18 protein-coding genes are annotated in these 18,829 nt (G+C 66.2%); 6 read left to right on the top strand and 12 right to left on the bottom strand.

Annotated elements, in window-relative coordinates; all coding sequences use genetic code 11:
* Positions 1 to 172: elongation factor P maturation arginine rhamnosyltransferase EarP (gene earP / locus EZJ19_RS01060; RefSeq protein WP_131444454.1), on the bottom strand; the 172-nt coding region annotated here is incomplete at its 3' end.
* Positions 173 to 179: 7 nt separating this feature from the next.
* Complete coding sequence (locus EZJ19_RS01055) at positions 180 to 1,430, bottom strand: nitronate monooxygenase (RefSeq protein WP_131444453.1); 1,251 nt, start codon at positions 1,428 to 1,430, stop codon at positions 180 to 182.
* 217 nt (positions 1,431 to 1,647) lie between these two features.
* On the opposite strand from EZJ19_RS01055, the gene mnmL reads away from it, so the two are divergent.
* The 4 genes from mnmL to EZJ19_RS01035 all read left to right on the top strand — a co-directional run bounded on the left by mnmL (position 1,648) and on the right by EZJ19_RS01035 (position 5,130).
* The gene (mnmL, locus tag EZJ19_RS01050; RefSeq protein ID WP_131444452.1) at positions 1,648 to 2,595 is read left to right on the top strand and encodes a tRNA modification radical SAM protein MnmL/YtqA; all 948 of its coding nucleotides are present in this window, start codon (positions 1,648 to 1,650) and stop codon (positions 2,593 to 2,595) included.
* Positions 2,585 to 3,601, top strand: a complete 1,017-nt coding sequence (gene ubiU, locus EZJ19_RS01045; RefSeq protein ID WP_131444451.1) for a ubiquinone anaerobic biosynthesis protein UbiU — start codon at positions 2,585 to 2,587, stop codon at positions 3,599 to 3,601. The genes mnmL and ubiU overlap by 11 nt, the downstream gene beginning before the upstream one ends.
* A 29-nt stretch (positions 3,602 to 3,630) precedes the next feature.
* Positions 3,631 to 4,518: a ubiquinone anaerobic biosynthesis protein UbiV gene (ubiV, locus tag EZJ19_RS01040; protein WP_131444450.1), complete on the top strand. Its 888-nt coding sequence runs from the start codon at positions 3,631 to 3,633 to the stop codon at positions 4,516 to 4,518.
* Positions 4,519 to 4,587: 69 nt separating this feature from the next.
* Positions 4,588 to 5,130, top strand: a complete 543-nt coding sequence (locus tag EZJ19_RS01035; protein ID WP_131444449.1) for a hydrolase — start codon at positions 4,588 to 4,590, stop codon at positions 5,128 to 5,130.
* A 13-nt stretch (positions 5,131 to 5,143) separates the two neighbouring features.
* Here the strand turns inward: EZJ19_RS01035 and EZJ19_RS01030 are convergent, their stop codons facing one another.
* The 10 genes from EZJ19_RS01030 to EZJ19_RS15715 form a co-directional block, all read right to left on the bottom strand.
* Entirely contained in the window at positions 5,144 to 6,487 is a 1,344-nt protein-coding gene (locus EZJ19_RS01030; protein WP_131444448.1) for a cyclic 2,3-diphosphoglycerate synthase, read from the bottom strand.
* A gap of 17 nt (positions 6,488 to 6,504) precedes the next feature.
* The gene (gene lolA, locus EZJ19_RS01025; RefSeq protein WP_131444447.1) at positions 6,505 to 7,128 is read right to left on the bottom strand and encodes an outer membrane lipoprotein periplasmic chaperone LolA; all 624 of its coding nucleotides are present in this window, start codon (positions 7,126 to 7,128) and stop codon (positions 6,505 to 6,507) included.
* Positions 7,121 to 9,406, bottom strand: a complete 2,286-nt coding sequence (locus EZJ19_RS01020; RefSeq protein WP_131444446.1) for a DNA translocase FtsK — start codon at positions 9,404 to 9,406, stop codon at positions 7,121 to 7,123. The genes lolA and EZJ19_RS01020 overlap by 8 nt, the downstream gene beginning before the upstream one ends.
* Positions 9,407 to 9,513: 107 nt before the next feature.
* Positions 9,514 to 11,577 carry a 4-alpha-glucanotransferase gene (malQ, locus tag EZJ19_RS01015; RefSeq protein WP_165873411.1) on the bottom strand — a complete coding sequence of 688 codons (2,064 nt, stop codon included), beginning with the start codon at positions 11,575 to 11,577 and terminating at the stop codon, positions 9,514 to 9,516.
* Positions 11,578 to 11,898: 321 nt separating this feature from the next.
* Positions 11,899 to 12,207, bottom strand: coding sequence for a hypothetical protein (locus tag EZJ19_RS01010; protein ID WP_131444444.1), 309 nt, complete (start codon positions 12,205 to 12,207; stop codon positions 11,899 to 11,901).
* A 3-nt stretch (positions 12,208 to 12,210) separates the two neighbouring features.
* Positions 12,211 to 12,903, bottom strand: coding sequence for an IncC plasmid conjugative DNA transfer DtrJ family protein (locus EZJ19_RS01005; RefSeq protein ID WP_131444443.1), 693 nt, complete (start codon positions 12,901 to 12,903; stop codon positions 12,211 to 12,213).
* On the bottom strand, positions 12,903 to 14,972 hold the full coding sequence (gene traD, locus EZJ19_RS01000) for a type IV conjugative transfer system coupling protein TraD (protein WP_131444442.1): 2,070 nt from the start codon (positions 14,970 to 14,972) through the stop codon (positions 12,903 to 12,905). The genes EZJ19_RS01005 and traD overlap by 1 nt, the downstream gene beginning before the upstream one ends.
* On the bottom strand, positions 14,969 to 15,424 hold the full coding sequence (locus tag EZJ19_RS00995; protein WP_131444441.1) for a conjugal transfer nickase/helicase domain-containing protein: 456 nt from the start codon (positions 15,422 to 15,424) through the stop codon (positions 14,969 to 14,971). Before EZJ19_RS00995 ends, traD begins: the two co-directional genes overlap by 4 nt.
* Complete coding sequence (gene mobH / locus EZJ19_RS00990) at positions 15,396 to 17,237, bottom strand: MobH family relaxase (RefSeq protein ID WP_165873410.1); 1,842 nt, start codon at positions 17,235 to 17,237, stop codon at positions 15,396 to 15,398. The genes EZJ19_RS00995 and mobH overlap by 29 nt, the downstream gene beginning before the upstream one ends.
* Positions 17,224 to 17,655, bottom strand: a complete 432-nt coding sequence (locus EZJ19_RS15715) for a hypothetical protein (RefSeq protein WP_165873409.1) — start codon at positions 17,653 to 17,655, stop codon at positions 17,224 to 17,226. The genes mobH and EZJ19_RS15715 overlap by 14 nt, the downstream gene beginning before the upstream one ends.
* A 458-nt stretch (positions 17,656 to 18,113) precedes the next feature.
* Here EZJ19_RS15715 and EZJ19_RS00985 point away from each other — a divergent pair, with 458 nt between their 5' ends.
* Both EZJ19_RS00985 and EZJ19_RS00980 read left to right on the top strand, forming a co-directional pair.
* On the top strand, positions 18,114 to 18,548 hold the full coding sequence (locus EZJ19_RS00985) for a lytic transglycosylase domain-containing protein (RefSeq protein ID WP_165873408.1): 435 nt from the start codon (positions 18,114 to 18,116) through the stop codon (positions 18,546 to 18,548).
* Positions 18,549 to 18,567: 19 nt separating this feature from the next.
* Entirely contained in the window at positions 18,568 to 18,828 is a 261-nt protein-coding gene (locus EZJ19_RS00980; protein WP_131444438.1) for a hypothetical protein, read from the top strand.
* Position 18,829: the final 1 nt, after the last annotated feature.

Here is an 18,829-nt window from a genome sequence, read left to right as displayed (position 1 = left end):
CCGGATCGATCTCCGGGCGCAGGCACCGGAAAGCGGCCAGGTCGTCGACCCAGAGGCGGACGCGGAGGCGATGCTCCGAGGCCAATTGGCGCGCCAAGCGCCAGGTGATGCCGATGTCGCCGTAGTTGTCGACGACGGCGCAGAACAGGTCCCAGTCGTATCCGGGCCGCATGCCGTGTTCAGGGCAGGAGGATCTTGCCGTCCTTGCTGAACTGGTAGTCCCGGAACACGTGTTCCGCGCTCAGGAGTTGGAAATTGCCCTCGGCGTCCTGGCGCGAGGTGTCCTTCAGCCGATAGGCGTAATGGCCGCAGGTCCAGATGTCGAAGTTGCGCATGTGCGTGCACAGGCAGGTCTTGTCGTAGATCCTGACCTTCTTCTCGTTCGGGTGTGCCGCGACCTCGCGGTTGTAGGCGTCGATATAAGCGCAGTGGCCATTGCTGTCGAGGATGTAGCCGTAGGCCTCGCAATTCGGCCGGGTCGTGGCGCCGATCCCGGGGCTGCCCCTGAGCATGCGCATCGGGTAGCCGGTCGGCGAGATGCCGTTGACCTCGATGTCTTCCTCGTTGGCCTTGAAGTATTCCTGCTTTACCTCGTCGGGCAGCCCGCATTCGTCGGTGACGGTGAAGCGGGTGGCGACTTGGACGGCGCCCGAGCCCTGCTCCAGGAAACGGGTCGCGTCGCTACCGGTGAAGATGCCGCCGGCCGAGATGATCGGAATGTCCAGTTGCTCGGCACGCAGCCAGGCGAGAATCTCGGCGTTGATGGTGGCGAGGTCGTGCTTGTTCCAGTCGTCCAGGCCGAAACCGAGGTGGCCGCCGGCGAGCGGACCCTCGACGACGACGTAGTCGGGCAGGCGGCCGGTGCGGGCGTTCTTGCGCAGGAACAACTGCAGCGCGCGCAGGGAGGAAACGATGATGCCGATCTTGGCGTCGCGGAAGCGCGGGTGCTCCTCCATGAGGGCCAGCGAGCCCAGGTGCAGGCCGGCCGCCAGGGTGATGCCGTCGATGCCGGCGTCGAGGGCGGCGTTCAGGCGCACCTTGAGCGTCTCCTTGGGGGCGTTCATGGTCAGCTTTTCCATGCAGTTGATGAAGATCATGCCTTCACCGCGCTTGCTTTCCATGGCCTTGCCGACGTGGAGCCGGGTCGCCTCGTCGATCTCGCCCAGGTCGAATTTTATTTCTGATTTGTCTGTATTTTCAACGTTATATTTATACTTCTTTAGTTTTTGCTTGACGAATTTCGTGTTGTAGCGCCGGTCTGCGACGGTGGGCAGCATGGCGTCCGAGATGTGGCCGATGCCGCCCAGGCGGGCGGCAACCAGCGCCAAGTCGGTGGTGGAGATGTCCACCCCCATGCCGCCGATCATGATCGGCACCAACTCGCGCGCACCCAGTTTCAGGCGGAAATCATCAACACACTTCGTCGTCATATCCGATTAACTCTCGCTCCGTTGTCGACGAATGAGCGTCGGCGACATGGCAAATCTTAAGAACTCGGCATCATACGGGTTTCCGGTTCGATTCGACAGCCTATTACATCCAGGTTAAGCCGGCGGGAGGGGACGCGTTCGCGCCGGTTTGGCAAACGGAATGGCCGATACTAAGAATACCGTGGTATCTTTTTATCTGTTTTGCTGATCATTCACCATGCCGCTATCCGACGTCGTCAATACCTTTGGCCAATGGCTGCTCGCCAAGCACGGCGAGCGGGTCCACAAGATCGCCTTGGACGTCGGTTTCACCTGTCCGAACCGGGACGGCAGCAAGGGGACCGGCGGCTGCACCTTCTGCAACAACGCCTCCTTCAGCCCGGGCAGCCAGAAGCGCAAGTCCCTGGCCGAGCAGATGGCCTCCGGGCGCGACGGTATCGGCCGGCGTACCGGGGCCGGCAAGTACCTGGCCTACTTCCAGGCCTACACGAATACTTACGACGAAGCCGAACGCCTGCGGGAACTGTATGACCAGGCGTTGGCCTACCCGGGCATGATCGGCCTCGCGGTCGGCACCCGGCCCGATTGCGTGGCCGACGAGGTGCTCGACCTGCTCGCCGGCTACCGGGCGCGCGGCATGGAAGTGTGGCTCGAGCTGGGCCTGCAGTCCGCCTTCGACGACAGCCTGGCACGGGTCAACCGCGGCCACGGCTTCGCGGAATATGCCGAGACCTGCACCAAGGCCCGGGCCATGGGCATCCCGATCTGCACGCACCTGATCATGGGCCTGCCGGGCGAGACCGAATGGCACTACCAGCGCACCCTGGACCGGGTGCTCGAGGTCGGCACCGACGGCCTCAAGCTGCACCCGCTGCACATCGTCCGGCACACCCTGCTGGCGCACCAGTGGCGGCACGGCGAGTACGCCCCCATGTTGATGGAAGACTATATCCGGGTCGCCGCCGACCTCATCGAGCGTACCCCCGAATCGGTCGTCTTCCACCGTGTCACCGGCACCGCCTCGGCGGACATCCTGCTCGCGCCCATGTGGTGCGAGCACAAGTGGCCGGTGCTCAACGGTATCGAAAACCTATTGAAGGAACGCGGCAGCCGCCAGGGCAGCCGAGTCGGCCGCGCCTGCACGGAACTGAAACATGTCGCCTGAACCATCATTGCTGCAACTCGTCTGTCCGGCCGGCAGCCTGCCGGCCCTGAAGGCTGCGGTCGACCAGGGCGCCGACGCCGTCTACCTGGGCCTCAAGGACAATACCAACGCGCGCAACTTCGCCGGCCTCAACTTCGACGAGAAGAGCCTGGCCGAGGGCATACGCTATGCCCAGGGGCGGGGCCGCAAGGTCCTCATGGCCCTCAACACCTTTCCCCAGCCGGCTACGCTGGAGCGCTGGCACCGGGCCGTCGACAAGGCCGCCGGCCTGGGTGTCGATGCGGTCATCCTGGCCGACCCCGGCCTCATGGCCTATGCCCGCGCGCACCATCCCCAGCTGCGACTGCACCTGTCGGTACAAGGCTCGGCGACCAACTACGAGGCGATCAACTTCTACCGCGAACGCTTCGGCATCCAGCGCGTGGTGCTGCCGCGCGTGCTCTCCCTGGCCCAGGTCGAGAACGTGATCGAGAACACCGGGGCCGAGATCGAGCTGTTCGGCTTCGGCGGCCTGTGCGTGATGGTCGAGGGCCGCTGCCTGCTCTCCTCGTATGCCTGCGGCGACTCGCCGAACACCTTCGGCGCCTGCTCGCCCGGCCATGCCGTGCGCTGGCAGCAGACCGCGCAGGGCATGGAGACGCGCCTGAACGGGATCCTGATCGACCGCTACGCGGATACCGAGAAGGCCGGTTACCCGACCCTGTGCAAGGGCCGCTTCGCGGTCGAGGGCGAGACCTACTACGCCCTCGAGGAGCCGACCAGCCTGAACAGCATGGCGATGCTGCCCGAGATGCTGCGCCTGGGGGTGGCCGCCATCAAGATCGAAGGGCGGCAGCGCAGCCCCGCCTACGTCGCCCAGGTGACCGCGGTCTGGCGTGCCGCCATCGACGCCGTCAAGCGGGCCCCGGAGGCATTTGCCGCCAAGCCGGCCTGGACCGCCCAACTCGACAAGGTATCCGAGGGCAGCATGCACACCCTCGGCGCCTACTACCGCCCGTGGAAATGAGCCCGACCGCCGCACCGACCCCCAGCACCATGAAACTCGCCCTTGGTCCGCTGCTGTACTACTGGTCCCGCGAGGACACCCTGGCCTTCTACGAGGCGGCCGCCGGCTGGCCGGTCGACATCGTCTACCTGGGCGAGACGGTCTGCTCCCGTCGCCATCTCATGCGCCTGGCCGATTGGCTGGAGGTCGCCGACCGCCTGGCCGGGGCGGGCAAGGAGGTGGTCCTCTCCTCGTTGCCCCTGGTCGAGTCGGAATCCGACCTCAAGGCCATGCGCAAGCTGGTCGGCAACGGCCGCCACCGAGTCGAGGCCAACGATTTCGGCGCCGTGCGCCTGTGCATCGAGGCCGGCGTCGGCTTCGTCGCCGGCGCCACGCTCAACGTCTACAATCCCGAGACCCTGGCCATGCTGGCCGAGGCCGGCGCCTTCCGCTGGGTGCCCCCGGTGGAGATGAACCGCGCCATGCTCGAGGCCATGCCGGTGCCCGCCGGCGTCGCCACCGAGGTATTCGCGTACGGCCGCCTGCCGTTGGCCTATTCGGCGCGCTGCTTCACGGCGCGCCGCTACAACCTGCAGAAGGACGATTGCCAGTTCAAGTGCCTGGAGCATCCCGACGGCCTCACCCTGTACACCCGCGAGGACCAGCCCTTCCTGGCCATGAACGGCATCCAGACCCAGTCGGCGCGCATCTACACCCTGGCGCACCGGGTCGGCGAGTTGGCCGACACCGGCGTCGAGGTGCTCAGGCTGTCGCCCCAGTACCGCAACATGGCCGCGGTCGTGGCCCATTACCGCGAGGCCCTGGCCGGTGCCCCGGCCGATCCGGCGGAGTTGCGCAAGTTCATGTACGCCGACCCCTGCGACGGCTATTGGCTCGGCAAGTCGGGCCAGGACTTCCTGCCCGGCCAGGCGGCCTGACCGGCGCGCCGGTTGGCAAGGCCGGCGCCGGCGTTGAATAATCGGGCCTCCGCAAAGCGCCCGCCGACCATGCTGATCCAAGCCGACCAATCCGTGCTCCTGATGATCGACCTGCAGGAGCGTCTCGCCCCGGCCATCCACGACTTCGCCGAGGTCCGGCGCCACAACCAATGGCTGCTCGGGGTTGCCCAGCGTCTGGCCGTACCGGTGGTTGCCACCGAGCAGTACCCGCGCGGCCTGGGCCACACGATCCCCGAGTTGGCGCCGGCGATTCCGCCCGAACACATCCTGGAGAAGATCCATTTCTCGGCCGTCGCCGAGGGCAACCTGGACGGCCTCGCCGCCATGGCCCGGCCGCAGGTCATCCTGACCGGCATCGAGACCCATGTCTGCGTCCTGCAGACCGCGCTCGACCTGCTCGCCGCCGGCAAGGCCGTCCATGTCGTCGCCGAGGCGGTCGGCTCGCGCCGGCCGGCCGACAAGGAGCTGGCCCTGGCGCGCCTGCGCCAGGAAGGCTGCCGGGTGGTGTCCAGGGAGATGGTCGCCTTCGAATGGCTGCACCGTGCCGGTACGGAGCAGTTCAAGGCGATCAGCCAGGAATTCCTGCGCTGAGCCGGGGCGGGCTTCAGGCCCGGCCCGGCGGCCCGAAGCGGCGGGCCAGGAAGGCGTCGAGCCGGCCGGCCAGCCCGGGCTGCGCCACCTCGGCATACTCGTAGCGAGCGCGCAGGATCGGCTTGTCGAGCCGGATCAGGCGGGCCAGGTCGACCGGCGAGGCCGATACCACGAAGTCCGCCGGGACCGCGGCGAGGGTCGCGCGCAGGTCGTCCAGCTGGGCCGCCGAGTAACCCATGGCCGGCAGCACGTCGGTCAGGTGCGGATAGCGGGCATAGACGGCGGCGATCTCGGCGGCCGCCCACGGGCGCGGGTCGACGATCACCGCCCCGGCCCGCTCGGCCGCCAGGTGCGCGGCGCCCCAGGCCATGCCGCCGTGGCTGACCGTCGGGCCGTCCTCGACCACGACGACGCGCCGGCCGCGCAGCCGTTCGGGCCGCTCCAGGCTGACCGGCGAGGCGGCCGGGACGATGTCGGCGGCGGGATTGAGGCGGCGGGCGTCGGCGCACACCCGCTCGACGTCCGCGGCCGCGGCGCTGTCGGTCTTCACGACCAGGACGGTATCGGCCATGCGCAAGGTCGCCTCGCCCGGGTGGTAGGCGAGTTCGTGGCCCGGCCGCAGGGGATCGACCAGGCAGATGTGCCAGTCCGGCCGGATGAACGGGAAGTCGTTGTTGCCGCCCTCCCAGAGTATGAGGTCGTTTTCCGCCTCGGCCAGGGCCAGGATGCGGGCGTAGTCGACGCCGGCGTAGACCGTGTGGCCGAGCGCCAGGTGCGGCTCGTATTCCTCGCGTTCCTCGATCGTGCAGCGGGCCGCGCCGAGATCGTCGGGGGAACGGAAACGCTGGACCGCCTGGTCCGCCAGTTCGCCGTAGGGCATCGGGTGGCGCAGGATGCCGGCACGCAGGCCGCGCCGCTCCAGGAGGCCGGCCAGGTAGCGGCTGGTCTGCGACTTGCCGCAGCCGGTGCGCACGGCGCTCACCGCGATGACCGGCAGGCGGGAAACCAATTGCGTCCGTGCCGGCCCGAGCAGGACGAAGTCGGCGCCGGCCGCGAGGACGTGCGAGGCCAGGTGCATGACCTGCGCGTGCGGCAGGTCGCTGTAGGCAAGCACCACCTGGTCGATGCGGGCGGCGCGGATCAGGCCGTCCAGGTCCGCTTCCTCGACGATGGCGATGCCGTCCGGGTAGAGCGGGCCGGCCAGTGTCGGCGGATAGCGGCGTCCGGCGATGCCGGCGATCTGCGCCGCCGTGAAGGCGACCACCTCGCAGGCCGGGTCGTCGCGGTAGACCAGGTTGAAGTCGTGGAAGTCGCGCCCGGCTGCGCCCAGGATGACGATACGTCGTCTGGCCGCCATGGCTGGCCCCGCAGGCGCTAGTCGTCGCCGAGCACGTCGGCACCCTTGGGCGGCTTGAAGCGGAACAGCTCCGCCGCCAGCGGGGGGTTGTTCTTCATGCCGCTGAAGGTCAGGTCGGTACGCTGGCCGAAGTTGTCGCGCAGTTCCATGGCCACCAGCGTGTTGGCGCGGAAGCCGAGTCGGACGCGCTCGAAGGTGCCTTCCTTGCCCTTCGGCGTGGCTTCGAGCCAGTCGATGCCGTCCTGGCTGCCGCCGTCGCTGAGGACGAAGTACTTGTCCAGGTCGTTGCTGCCGGCCAGCAGGGCGGCCGGGCTTTCGCCGATCGAGCGGTCGAGCTTCTTGACCGTGACCTGCTCGAGGTCGGCGTCGTAGATCCAGATCTTGACGCCGTCGCCGACGATCAATTGCTCGTAGGGCTTGCGATAGACCCAGCGGAACTTGCCCGGGCGGGAGAAATACAGTTCCCCGGAAGTCTCCTGGGTCTTGCGTCCGTTGCGGTCGCGGACGACCTGGTTGAAGGTTCCGCTCAGCGTCCGGGTAGCGCCGGCGAAGTCGTGCAGGCGCTGGATGGCGTCGGCGCGCGCCGGGGCGGGCAGGGCGAAGACCAGGGCGGCGAGGGCGGCGAGGAGGGGCTTAGTCATTGTTCTGGGCGAGTACTTCGCGGTTTCCGTTGCTTTGCATGGGGGACACCAGGCCGGCCTGTTCCATGGCCTCGATGAGCCGGGCGGCGCGGTTGTAGCCGATGCGCAGGTGGCGCTGCACGGCCGAGATCGAGGCCCGGCGGGTACGCAGCACGATGGCGACGGCTTCGTCGTATAGAGGGTCGGCCTCGGCGTCGGTTCCCGCGCCGCCTTCGGTATCGGCCTCCTCGGGTTCGGCGGTGACGGCGTCGATGTAGTTCGGCGGCGCCATTTCCTTGAGCCAGGCCGTGACCCGGTGGACCTCGTCGTCGGAGACGAAGGCGCCGTGCACCCGGTTCGGCACGCCGTGGCCGGGCGGCAGGTAGAGCATGTCACCCATGCCCAGGAGGGATTCGGCGCCCTGTTGGTCCAGGATGGTGCGGGAATCGATCCGGCTCGACACCTGGAAGGCGATCCGGGTCGGGATGTTGGCCTTGATCAGGCCGGTGATCACGTCCACCGAGGGCCGCTGCGTGGCCAGGATGAGGTGGATGCCGGCAGCGCGCGCCTTCTGGGCCAGGCGGGCGATCAACTCCTCCACCTTCTTGCCGGCCACCATCATGAGGTCGGCCAGCTCGTCGATGACCACGACGATGTAGGGCAGGGGCTCCAGGCGTTCCGGGTTGTCCGGCGTGATCGAGAACGGGTTGGTGAGCGGGTTGCCGGCCTTCTCGGCCTCCTTCAGCTTCTGGTTGAAACCGACGATGTTGCGCACCCCGGTGGCCGACATCAGCTTGTAGCGCTTGTCCATCTCGGCCACGCACCAGTTGAGCGCGGTCGCCGCCAGGCGCATGTCGGTGACCACCGGCGCGAGCAGGTGCGGGATGCCCTCGTAGGTGGACAGCTCCAGCATCTTGGGGTCGACCAGGATCATGCGCACGTCCTGGGGCGAGGACTTGTAGACCAGGGACAGGATCATGGCGTTGATGGCCACCGACTTGCCCGAGCCGGTGGTGCCGGCGACCATGACGTGCGGCATCTTGGCCAGGTCGGCGACCACCGGGTTGCCGCTGATGTCCTTGCCCAGGGCCATGGTCAGCGGCGAGTGCATCTCGGCGTAGACCTTGGCGCCCAGGATCTCCGACAGGCGCACGGTCTGGCGCTGGCTGTTGGGAAGTTCCAGCGCCATGCAGGCCTTGCCCGGTATGGTTTCCACCACCCGGATGCTGACCACGGACAGGGAGCGCGCCAGATCCTTGGCCAGGTTGGTCACCTGCACGCCCTTGACCCCGGAGGCCGGCTCGATCTCGTAGCGGGTGATGACCGGACCCGGGTAGGCGGCCAGCACCTTGACCTCGACGCCGAACTCGAGGAGTTTGCGTTCGATCAGGCGCGAAGTGACCTCCAGGCCGGCCTGGTCGACCTTGGCCGCCTGGGCGGCCGCCTCGTCCAGCAGGTGCAGGGGCGGCAACTGGGCATCCGGGGTATCCCGGAACAGGAAGGCCTGGCGCTCCTGTTCGGCGCGTTTGGACTTGACGATCTCCTGCTTGGGCAACTCGATATGGATCGGCCGCTCCTTCTCGCGGCGCTGGCGCTCCCGGGCCAGCGCCTCTTCGCGTTCGCTGCGCGCCTCGAGGCCGAGCTTGCGGTCCCGGCGCGCCTGCCAGGCGTGCAGGGCGCGCAGGAACGCCCATTCCAGGCCGCCGCCCAGGATTTCCGCGATGCCGATCCACGACCAGCCGGTGAACAGGCTGAAGCCGATGCCCCAGAAGAGCAGGAGCGTGATGGTGCCGCCTTCGAAGCCGAGCGTGCCCTGGACGAGGTCGGCGATGCCGCCGCCCAGGACGCCGCCCGGGGCGAGCGGCAGGGCGGCCGCCAGGCTGTGCAGGCGCATGGCCTCGAGACCGCTGCTGGCCAGCAGCATGACCAGGAAGCCGGCCAGCGTGACGAACAGGCCATGGCGATGTTCCGAGTCCGGCTCGCCGATGCGCCGGTAGCCCCACCAGACCAGGTACAGGGCCAGGGCCACCCACCACCACGCCGAGGCACCCAGGAGGTAGAGCATCAGGTCGGCCAGCCAGGCCCCGAAGGCGCCGCCGGTGTTGGCGATGGTCTCGGCGCTGCCGGTGCTCGACCAGCCCGGGTCGGCCTTGTCGTAGCTGCCCAGGATGAGGACCAGGAACAAGGCCATGCCGACCACCAGTATCCACCAGGCTTCACGCAGCAGGCGAACCACCTTGGGGGCGAGCGGCTTGCGGTTTTTTGCGGCAGGAGGAGGGCGGCGGACGTTTCCCGACATGCTTATGAACTGGCTACCTCGTTGGCGTCGCCCAGGGCCGGTCCGCGGTCCGGGCCCGACCCGGTTCCCGCCCGCGCGGGGACGACGGAATCATCAAGCCGGGGATTCTACCCGATGCCCGGACGTTCGGCCGTCATCGTCTCGGCCAGCGCCCGGCAGCGGGCGTCGTCCGACCACGCCTCGACGGCGAGGCAGAGCTTGCGGCGCCAGTTGGGATGTTCGTCGACGGTGCCGGGCTGGTTGGCCTGCTCGGTTTGGCCGATCATGTCCTCGGCCTGGACCAGGGCCAGGCGGGCCGGCGAACGGGCCAGATGGGTGTAGATGGCGCCCGTCAGGGCCGGAGTCATGGTCGGCGATTGCTCCGGGTCTTCGGAGACGCCCTCGGGGAGCAGGCCTTCGCGGGCGAGATCGGCGAGCAGGCGGGCCCGGTCGGTGGCGCGGCCGGCCAACTGCTCCTCGCGCATGCCGGGGCGCGGGTAGAGGTCGAGCGCGCTGCGGGTGTCGATGTCGCGCCCGAGCCAGAAGCCGGCCAGGGTAGGGAGGTCGTGGGTGGAGGCCGCGACCAGCGACTGCTCCGGAAACCAGTCGGCCGGGAAGAAATGGCCGTCCTGCTGGCGCTCGAAGTAGAACAGCTTATAGCTGAGCACGCCGGCGTCGCGCAGCGCGTGGCGTACCTCGTCCGGAACCGTGCCGAGATCCTCGCCGACGATCAGGCAGCGGTTGCGCTGGCTTTCCAGATTGAGGATGCCGAGGAGTTCCTCGAACGGGTAGCTGACGTAGGCCCCGGCGTCGCCCTTCATGCCGGGCGGAATCCAGTAGAGCCGCATCAGGCCCATGACGTGGTCGACCCGCAAGGCGCCCGCATAGCGCATGTTGGCACGCAGCATGGCGATGTACGGCGCATAGCCGGCGCCGCGCAGCCGCTGGGGTATCCAGGGCGGCAGGCCCCAGTCCTGGCCGAGCGGATTGAAGTCATCGGGCGGGCAGCCGACCCGGGCATCGAGGGCGTAGAGGTCCTGGTGCACCCAGGTCTCGGCGCCGCCCTTGTCGACGCCGACGGCGAGGTCCTGGTACAGGCCGACCGCGAGGCCCAGCTCGTCACAGCGCCGGGCGGCGGCGGCCAGTTGCTGGTCCGCGAGCCATTGCAGCCACTCCTGCCATTCCACCCGTTCGGGGTGCGCGTCGGCGAAGGCGTGGACCGCCGCGCCGTCGTGGCGCCGGTAGGCCTCCGGCCAGGCCGGCCAGCCCCACACGCTGGCATCCTGAGCGTGGAAGTGTTCCTGCAGGGCGTGGTAGACGGCGAATTGCCGCAGCTCGGTGCCGCCCCGTTTCTGGAAGGCGCGAAAATCCTGCGCCCGCGCCGTATTGTGGTCGAGATGGCTGGCGCGGAAATGCCGGTATAGGGTTTCCAGGACGCCGAATTTGAGCGCCGCGACGCCGGCATAATCGACCAGGTCGGCCTCCCTGAGCGCCGCCAGGCGCGCCTGGAAGGCCGGATCGGCGACCTGCCGCTGGGCTGCGCTGCATTCGGCGTATTCCGGCAGGCCGGCGATGCCGATATGGAGGACGTTGAGAAACTGCCGGCTGGACGGACTGTAGGGGCTGCTGTGCAGCGGATTGTGCGGGAACAGCGCGTGCAGCGGGTTGAGCCCGACCATGCCGGCGCCGGCCGCCGCCGCCCAGTCGACCACGCCGGCAATGTCGGTGTAGTCGCCCAGGCCCCAATTGGCGGCACTCCGAAGGCTGTACAACTGCACGGCCAGGCCCCAATCCCGGCGCCCGGCGCCACCTTGATAGCTGCTGCGCGGACAGACGATCAGCGGAATGGAGGCGAGCGTCTTGCCCCGGCGGACCATTTCCAGACGGTGGTAGCCGGGTAACCCGACGGCGGACATTTCGACGCGCTCGCCGGCACTGCCCTCGATGACCTGCTGGTCCTCCAGGATCAGGCGCCAGGTGACCGGCTTGCCATCCGGGACCGGGAAGGAGACCGGTTCGTTTTCCCAGGTGACGAGGACCGGCGGCCAGGCGGGCGTGTCGGTGCGGAACTCCAAGGCGGCCAGGATGGCTTCGCGTGTCGCGTCGCTCGCCTCGTGACGCGTCCCCCATATGTCGTAGTAATTCGCCAGGATGCCGGCCTGGGTGCAAAGCAGGTCGAGTTCAGTTGCCATGTCTGGACACCATTTATAGTTGGCCACCATTCTATCCGGTTCGACGCCGGCTGAGTGGGATGCCCGTGCCGAGACGCGGGGCATCGCCGGCAAAGGGGTTTTCATTTCCGGTCATAAAACGTCTAATGTATAGAAGGTCTTATTCGAACCTGTAATTTTTGTTATGTCAGACGGTTAGCCTCGGCCCGCAGCGAGTGCATCTAGCACCGGATTGTGTGTGTACCCGACAACGCCAGTTCTTTTTTAACCCGCAATGGCAAAAAAATCAATGTATTGAAACATGATTTGTAATGGCTATTCGATATTGTCTACTCCTGCAAGTCATTTTATCGATAATTGACCACTAATATCCCTTAGCCATTTTCTGCCATCCTCTGTTAGGAACACCGATAGCGGAATATCGCCGAAGGATGCCTTTTCGAGGAAACGGCCTACGATAGCGTCCCAAGAGCCATCTTCCTTGGCCACCCGAATTTTCTCGGTTATGCGGTAGTCATTGACGTGTTGAGCCCAGGCCTGGTCCCGGTAGGGCCGGGTAGCCACGGCATAGCGCCAAATGGAGAGATCATCTGGTTCCTGCAACAAAGATCTGAGCTTCCGCACCAGTTCCGAACTGCTGGCGGTTACCATTCCCTAAATATACTTTTTGTAGAACTCGGCCTGGATCCTGACGAGGATGGCACAGGCTGGCGCGACCAGCGCGATTATAGTGGCGTCGATATCGCCAGGCCACCAGAGATAGGCCGCTGTGGCCACGGTCAGCAAGATTACCTGCAGGTACTTCGCGCGGTGGTAGAGGGTTGATGACTCGCGGCCTCCACCATACTTCCGTAGCCAGCGCTGCACGATGCCGTCGACCAGCGAGAGCGCATAGAGGAAGCCCGCCCAGGGCAGATATGACACCAGGATCGCGGCCCGTATGGCGACAACCTGGGAACCCACTAAGGCGCGGCTGACGGCAAAGTCCAGGGACCGGACCCCACGTCTCACAGCGCGCTCCGTTTCACCGATTTGGTCATCGTCCAAGTGCTGAATCAGGCCAGGCTTGCGATAGAACCACTCGGTGATGAAATCCGCCCAGGCCACGGCTCGATCGAGGGTTGGGCCCATGAAATCCGGCGAGACTGCCGCCCTGGCGAGTTCCCGTTTCATGATCGATTCCGGGGCCTCGAGGAGATCCTGATGGTCGGCCAGGGCCCACATGTCGATGGCCAGGCGGCCGACCACCAGGACGAAAAACGCGATCGCAAGAAAGGCAACGATCTTGAATGGGGCGGTTACCGCTTTGGTTACCCCGATGTCAATTGTGGCGCCATCGCCGGGCATTACCAGCCGCTCCCTTTGCCCATGACGGTAATGCCGGCGTCACTCGCGCGTCCGTGAGCGAGTTGAGCCGCCCGCATCTGATGGGCCATCTCCTCGATATCGGCAGGTATCCCGGATTCGTTCAGGGTGTCGGCCAAGGGAAAGCGAACCTTCCAGAGTTGCCCGCCGTTGATCAACGCAAAGGCCTGCCCCTTGGGCAACTGCACTAGGTCGGCCGGCGTCAGCATGGGCAACCGCTCGATGGTGATGCGATCCTCATTGCGGCTCTGGAACTCGGCGAAGTCGGTTGGATCGTTGGAGTCGCTGGCCATTGAGGCCACCTGCATCGAAGGCACCTCGACCTCCGGGAGCTTCTCGGTCAGGATCTCCGCGGTCTCGGTGTTCTCGACCCGTAGCATGACCCGGGTATTGAAGTTGCCGCCGATCTGCATGGCCTTGGCCGCATCGCCGACCTTCGCCTCGACGTCGTGCCAGGTCTGGGTGTAGGCGGTGACCTGGTAGCCGGCGCCACCGCCCTTGTTGACCATCGGTATGAACGCGTCGCCGACCAGTTCGTTGAACTCGTCGGCATGTAGCGCCAACCGACGCCGGCCGGGTGGCAGTTGGCCGACTCCGACGCCGAACTTGTAGATCTGGCCGGCAACGCTGGTCAGGTCGGCGAACATGGAGGTGCCGATCGCGCCGGCCACTTCATGGTCCGACAGCGAATCGAGACCGACATAGACCACGGCCCCGTGGTTGATGATGTTCATCCAGTCGATGATCGGCCTGGGATCATCCAGGGCCGTGTAGTCGGGGGAAATCAGGTCGGCTATCTTGCCCGTGGTGAGCTTCTCCAGGAGCGGGTAGAGACTAGACACCAGCTTCTCGAAGTAAGTGCGGTCGTTGGAAAGCACCGAGCGCAGGGCGTCGGCTACGGGATCGCGCAGGTCGTTGTCGCGGATGAAGCCCAGGATGGCCAGGGTGCTCGTCGACCGGCCGCTCTTCTTGGCACCCTCGGCCAGGGCCTTGGCCTGGGAGGCCTCCAGGGCGTCGACTTCCTGTTTCCAGCCAGGCCGGACTCTATCCAGCCACCAGGTGAAGTAGCGCACAGCCAGGGATTCGGTATCCACGGCATAGGCGTAGATGCTTTGGAAGTCCGGCCGTTCGCCGAGCGTAGTCATGGCCTTGGCCAGGACGTTCACGAAGCGCCAGACGAATTCCTTGAAGGCTGCGGAGTTTCCCTCGGAGGGCAGGGGGTCGGCCGTCCGGGTGGCGACCTCCGTGATGCGGGAGAATGAACCGATCGGGTTGTAGCGTGCCGAGATATGCGGGAAACCCAGGTGGAAGACGTAGAAGGGCCGGCCGGCACGGTGGGCCTCGACGTACATGCGGATCATCAGGTCGGCGTCGCCTTTCGGATCGAATGCCACCACGACGTCGCCGCGGCGAATATCCTGGGTGATGAGCACTTCCGCGAGCCTGGTCTTGCCCACCCGCGTTGTGCCCAGGACCAGGATATGGCCTACTCGTCCGGAGAGCGGCATGGAAACCTGCTCCTCGTCCGGTTCCACGCCATGTAGCGCCGGGTTGCCGCCCACGTCCGGCAGCGGCTTCCACCTGTTCCACCAGGCCTCTTGGCGGAACAGGGTGCGTAGCTGCTGGATACGGGGTCGAGGGTCGTGCTCTGCCGTCAACTCGAAGCGCCGGATCGCCTTGTACAATCGCGTCTGTTCTGCGTAACGCCGATTTTTCGGCAATTGGGCCTGATGCAGCCGCTGGGTGTGCAGGGCAGTCCAGCGAAACCCCATGCCCAGGTACAACACCTCGTTGCTCCAAGGGATCTCCGATGGCTTGAGAGAGTACCGTCTCAAGGTGCGCAGGTTGCGCTGATAGCGCAGCACGGTCCAGGCTTGGCGGCCTCGCCACAAAGCCCCCACCAGGAGCCCCAGGGAGAGGGCCATGGCCGTGGGTGCGCTGACCGGCACCCAGGGTGGTGTAGCGGCCAACATGGCCGACCCGACGAACAGGGTGCCGGCGGAATAGAGTTCGACCGGTGGCCGAAGCAGGTTATCGATGGGATAGCTCATGATGCCGAGGCCTCCGACTTGTCGACGGTCACGTTCTGGCTCCAGTAGCGTAGGCGGTCATTTGGCGGCGGCACCGGATTGACGAACCGCTCTGGATTGGTCACCAGGAAGCCGTTGAGGAGGCTGCCGCCGCTTTCCCCCCGGCGGATGACCTGGAAGCGGTGGACATTGCGGCCGCGGCCGGCAGGCTGATGCCAGCCGGCCTGAGTGAACGCCATCTGGATGCCCATGCCCAGCTTGCCCGGCGTGGCTTCAGTGTCGGGGCCGTCGCCGCCGCCGGTGGCCTGGTCGCCGTAGGCCTCGGCGAACTTCCGGAAAACCGCCGGTGAGACGAGCAGCATCATGGTCTCCTCCTTCTCGTCGCGCAGGATGACCTTCACGAAGTGGACCAGTGCCGTCGAGGTGTTGTAGGGCAGGCTGCCATCAGCCAGCCCCTGCTGGACCCAGCCCATGAAGCTCAGTGCCGCGTCCGTGGGCGCGGTGGCCTTCTTGCCGGTCTTCTTGCCTGCGGGGGAGGGTGGCGCCTTCGGGAGGGCGACATGGGGCACCACGGCGGCCGAGAGGCGCGGGGGCTCGGGGGCGGCCCGGCAACGCTCCTGCCCACGACCATGGGCTGTGCGGCGTCGAATTCATCCAGGTATTCCTCATCCCGATAATCGGCCGGGGCATCAATTCTGGGGGCTGGATTGGCGCAGGCGCCGCCTGGGTGGCTTGGCTGGTCTGGGCCAGTGGCGGCGGCTTTCTGGCCTTGGTGGTCAAGCCCTGTATGTTCGGCAGGCGCGGCGTGGGCGCCGGGGCTGGTTGCGCCAGGTTGTTGTCCGGTATCGGGGTAGCTGGGCCAGGTCCGGTTGTCGCGGCCGTCGCCGGGCCGTCCTGGGGCGTTGGCGCCGCCGGTGCCGGCGCCGGCGTGGCGGTGACTGGCGGTTCCTCGCCATTGGCCGCCTCCGGGACCGGGCTGGCTTCGGCTTGGGTGTCCGCTGCGCCGGTCGCGGCCCCAATGGCATCGCAGATGATCCGACCATCCAGGCAGGGCGGATACAGCGATGGGGCTGGGTACAGCAGCTCCAGGGGGAAGCGGAGCAGGGCACCCAGGCGGATGGCCTGGGCGCCGGCGAACTCGATCCGGGCGGACCAGATGGCCCCCTGGGTGTCCGGATTCGGCTTGCAGGCGCCGTATTCCTGCCAGGTATCGAACAGCCGATCATTCATCGTCTCGCCGGGTACGGGTTCCTCCGGATAGGCCTTCTTGAGCCAGTCCCGCACCTCATTCGCCAGGCGCGCCGCCGCGAACCAGACGTCGGCGCCGTCGCAGAACCCGGCCGCACCGGGCCGGTTCAAGGGGAGGCGGCCGCCCTCGGCCAGCATGGAGCGCAAGGCGTGCATGAGCAACTCGATCAGGGGTGTTGCCCTGGACGTGGCGAAACGCACCCGCGTCCCCGCCGCCAGGTTGCGGCGGACGCTCTCGGCCTCGGCCTCGCGCACGATCTCGGCGATCGGTCCCTGCAGGTCGCCGCCCAGGTAGCCCATCAGGCTGTCCAGCAGAGCCTGGTCGGTACTGAGCCAGATCCGGGTTTCAGTCGGCACCAATCGCTGCACCAGCTGAATGCCGATCTTCTGGTGGGCCTGGTAGTCCCGCTCGAGGGCGCGGGGAAAGTCGACCACGTAGGCCTCTGCCTTGGCATCGTTCATGGACCCCATCAGGGCTTTCCAGGTCGCTCCGCTCGGCGACGCGGCGGAAAACAGGGTGACTCGCAGGTCCGCCACCGTCTTGCCGACATCGTGGAGCAGGGCGGCGATGTAGATGCCCACCGTCCAGATGTGCTGGATGCGGCCCTGGGCCTCGATGTCGGCACCTGGGGGTAGGATACGGCCCTGGCGCAGCCGGGCGGCGTGCTGCAGGGTTTCCACGGTGTGGATCCACAGGCCGCCCGGCTGCGCATGGTGGTGCGCTTCGGAGGCCGGCAGCTGCTGGGTCATTTCGGCTACCGACCGGATCGTCGGCACCACATGGGTCCGCCACGTCGGTTCGGTGAGCCCGGACGCCAGGCGGACCTCCTCCAGCGCCGCCGTCGTCCCCGTCGCCTCGATGACCTTGTCGCCGACCAGCACGGGGAGGGCGGCGGCGGGCCAGTTTCTGGCTATCTGAAGGGGCGCGGGCGGTTCTGGCACATGGGCCGCCTCCGGGCGCCGCCGCATCCACCATGCCGCGGCCAGGCCGAACCCCAGGGCCGGCACCGCGGCGAATAGGTAGTCAGCGATCTCCATGTTGGCGTAACTGGCGCAGGAGGTGCCTGGCCGTGAGGGCCGGCGACAAGGGCCGAGTGGCGGCCGGGTAGGCGGTAATCGGTCCGGCCGCACGGAATTCAGACAGGGCCATGAGGGCCGGATCCCAGCGTTCATCCAGCATCGTGCGGTCATTGGCCCGGTGGATCCGGTAATCCAGGAAGCCCAGGCCCGCTATCGCGTGGGCGAACGCACGATCGTCCAGGACCACACCGGACCGGATGCACATCCGCAGCAGGGCCACCACTTCAGGCCGCGCCCCTTCGTTCATTCCGATAGTGAGGTCTTGCAGGCCTTCATACCTGCGGAACATCTCGCACAGGATGCTGCGCCAGTGGCCCAGGCCCGCCTGCGCCAGCAAAGCAGCGACCCTTTTGTCCGGTTCGGGGAACGTATTCATGAAAGCCAGCTTACGGCCCTCGATACCTGGAAATTCCGATAAAAATAAAACGAATTTCCACGATGTCGGGCGCGTATAATGCTGGCCCCGTTTTTCCCCTTGCCCTATGGGGTTACCTTTATCCCGTTGTTTTACCGTAGCTTTTTCTGTTTTCGCCTTTAGGCCCGAGCGCGGGAATTAAGCGATCGGGCCGCCCTTTGGTTCGGCCACTTACAATTTTATTTTTTGTCTTGCTGGCCGTTGCACACCATTTTCATACCCGTCACGTTTCTTAACGCATTGTTTATATTGCGTTATTAAACCGTGCCCGCCTGGGCGGGGCAAACATTATACAGCACCGCTAGGCTATTAATTCGTTTTATTTTTATCGGATTTATCAGTAGTCAACCGGTTAGGGTGAGCGCATTGCAAATCCAGTACTGTCAATGCGCCTAGTTTCATTTCTTCTGGTTTCGATCATGTCGATCGGACTTACCCGGTCCGCCGATGCCGAGTGCTGGGGCGACGCGGCCCGGGCCTACGGCCTCGATCCGATGGAATTAGGGGCCATCGCCTGTGTCGAGTCCTCCATGAACATCAACGCAGTCAGTCCGGTCGGTGCGCGCGGCGTCATGCAGGTGATGCCAAGCCATGCGGCTCGCTTCGGCCTGGATCCCGCCCTCCTATTCGATGCCTGCACCAACATCTACATGGGTGCGTACGTGCTCGCCGAAATGAAGGCGAAATACGGCGACACCTGGGAGGCGGTCGGCGCCTACAACGCCGCCTGCACGAAGCTGAAGGGCCATGCCTGCCGCAAGGCCCGCAGCGACTACGCCTGGGCGGTCTACCGCGCCCGCCTGAACCTGGAGCGCACCGGCAAATGCTCCGGACCCCGCGACGAGTTCCACTGATCCAGATGGAGGGAAAGCCTTGAACGACGATACACGCGTTAAGAAAGTCACTCCGGGCTTTCGTTCGATCCTGGTTTCTGAAGCAGCCTTCGACAAGCTCAAAAAGCTCCAGAGGCTCACATACGGTCATCAAAGCGACCCGAACGGGGTGCGCTTCGATCTCAAGGATGTCGTCTCAGCCGTCGTGCTGGAGGCCCTGGAGATCGAGGATCTCCCGCAACGGGCATTGGACCGCACCGCGCGGACCGTTTTCAGCTCACTCAATATTCCCAAGGAGTAAA

This window comes from Parasulfuritortus cantonensis, from assembly GCF_004337445.1.
In the GTDB taxonomy this organism is placed as follows: domain Bacteria; phylum Pseudomonadota; class Gammaproteobacteria; order Burkholderiales; family Thiobacillaceae; genus Parasulfuritortus; species Parasulfuritortus cantonensis.
Note: the sequence above shows the minus strand (reverse complement) of the source record. Positions and strands in the feature narration are given on the sequence as shown.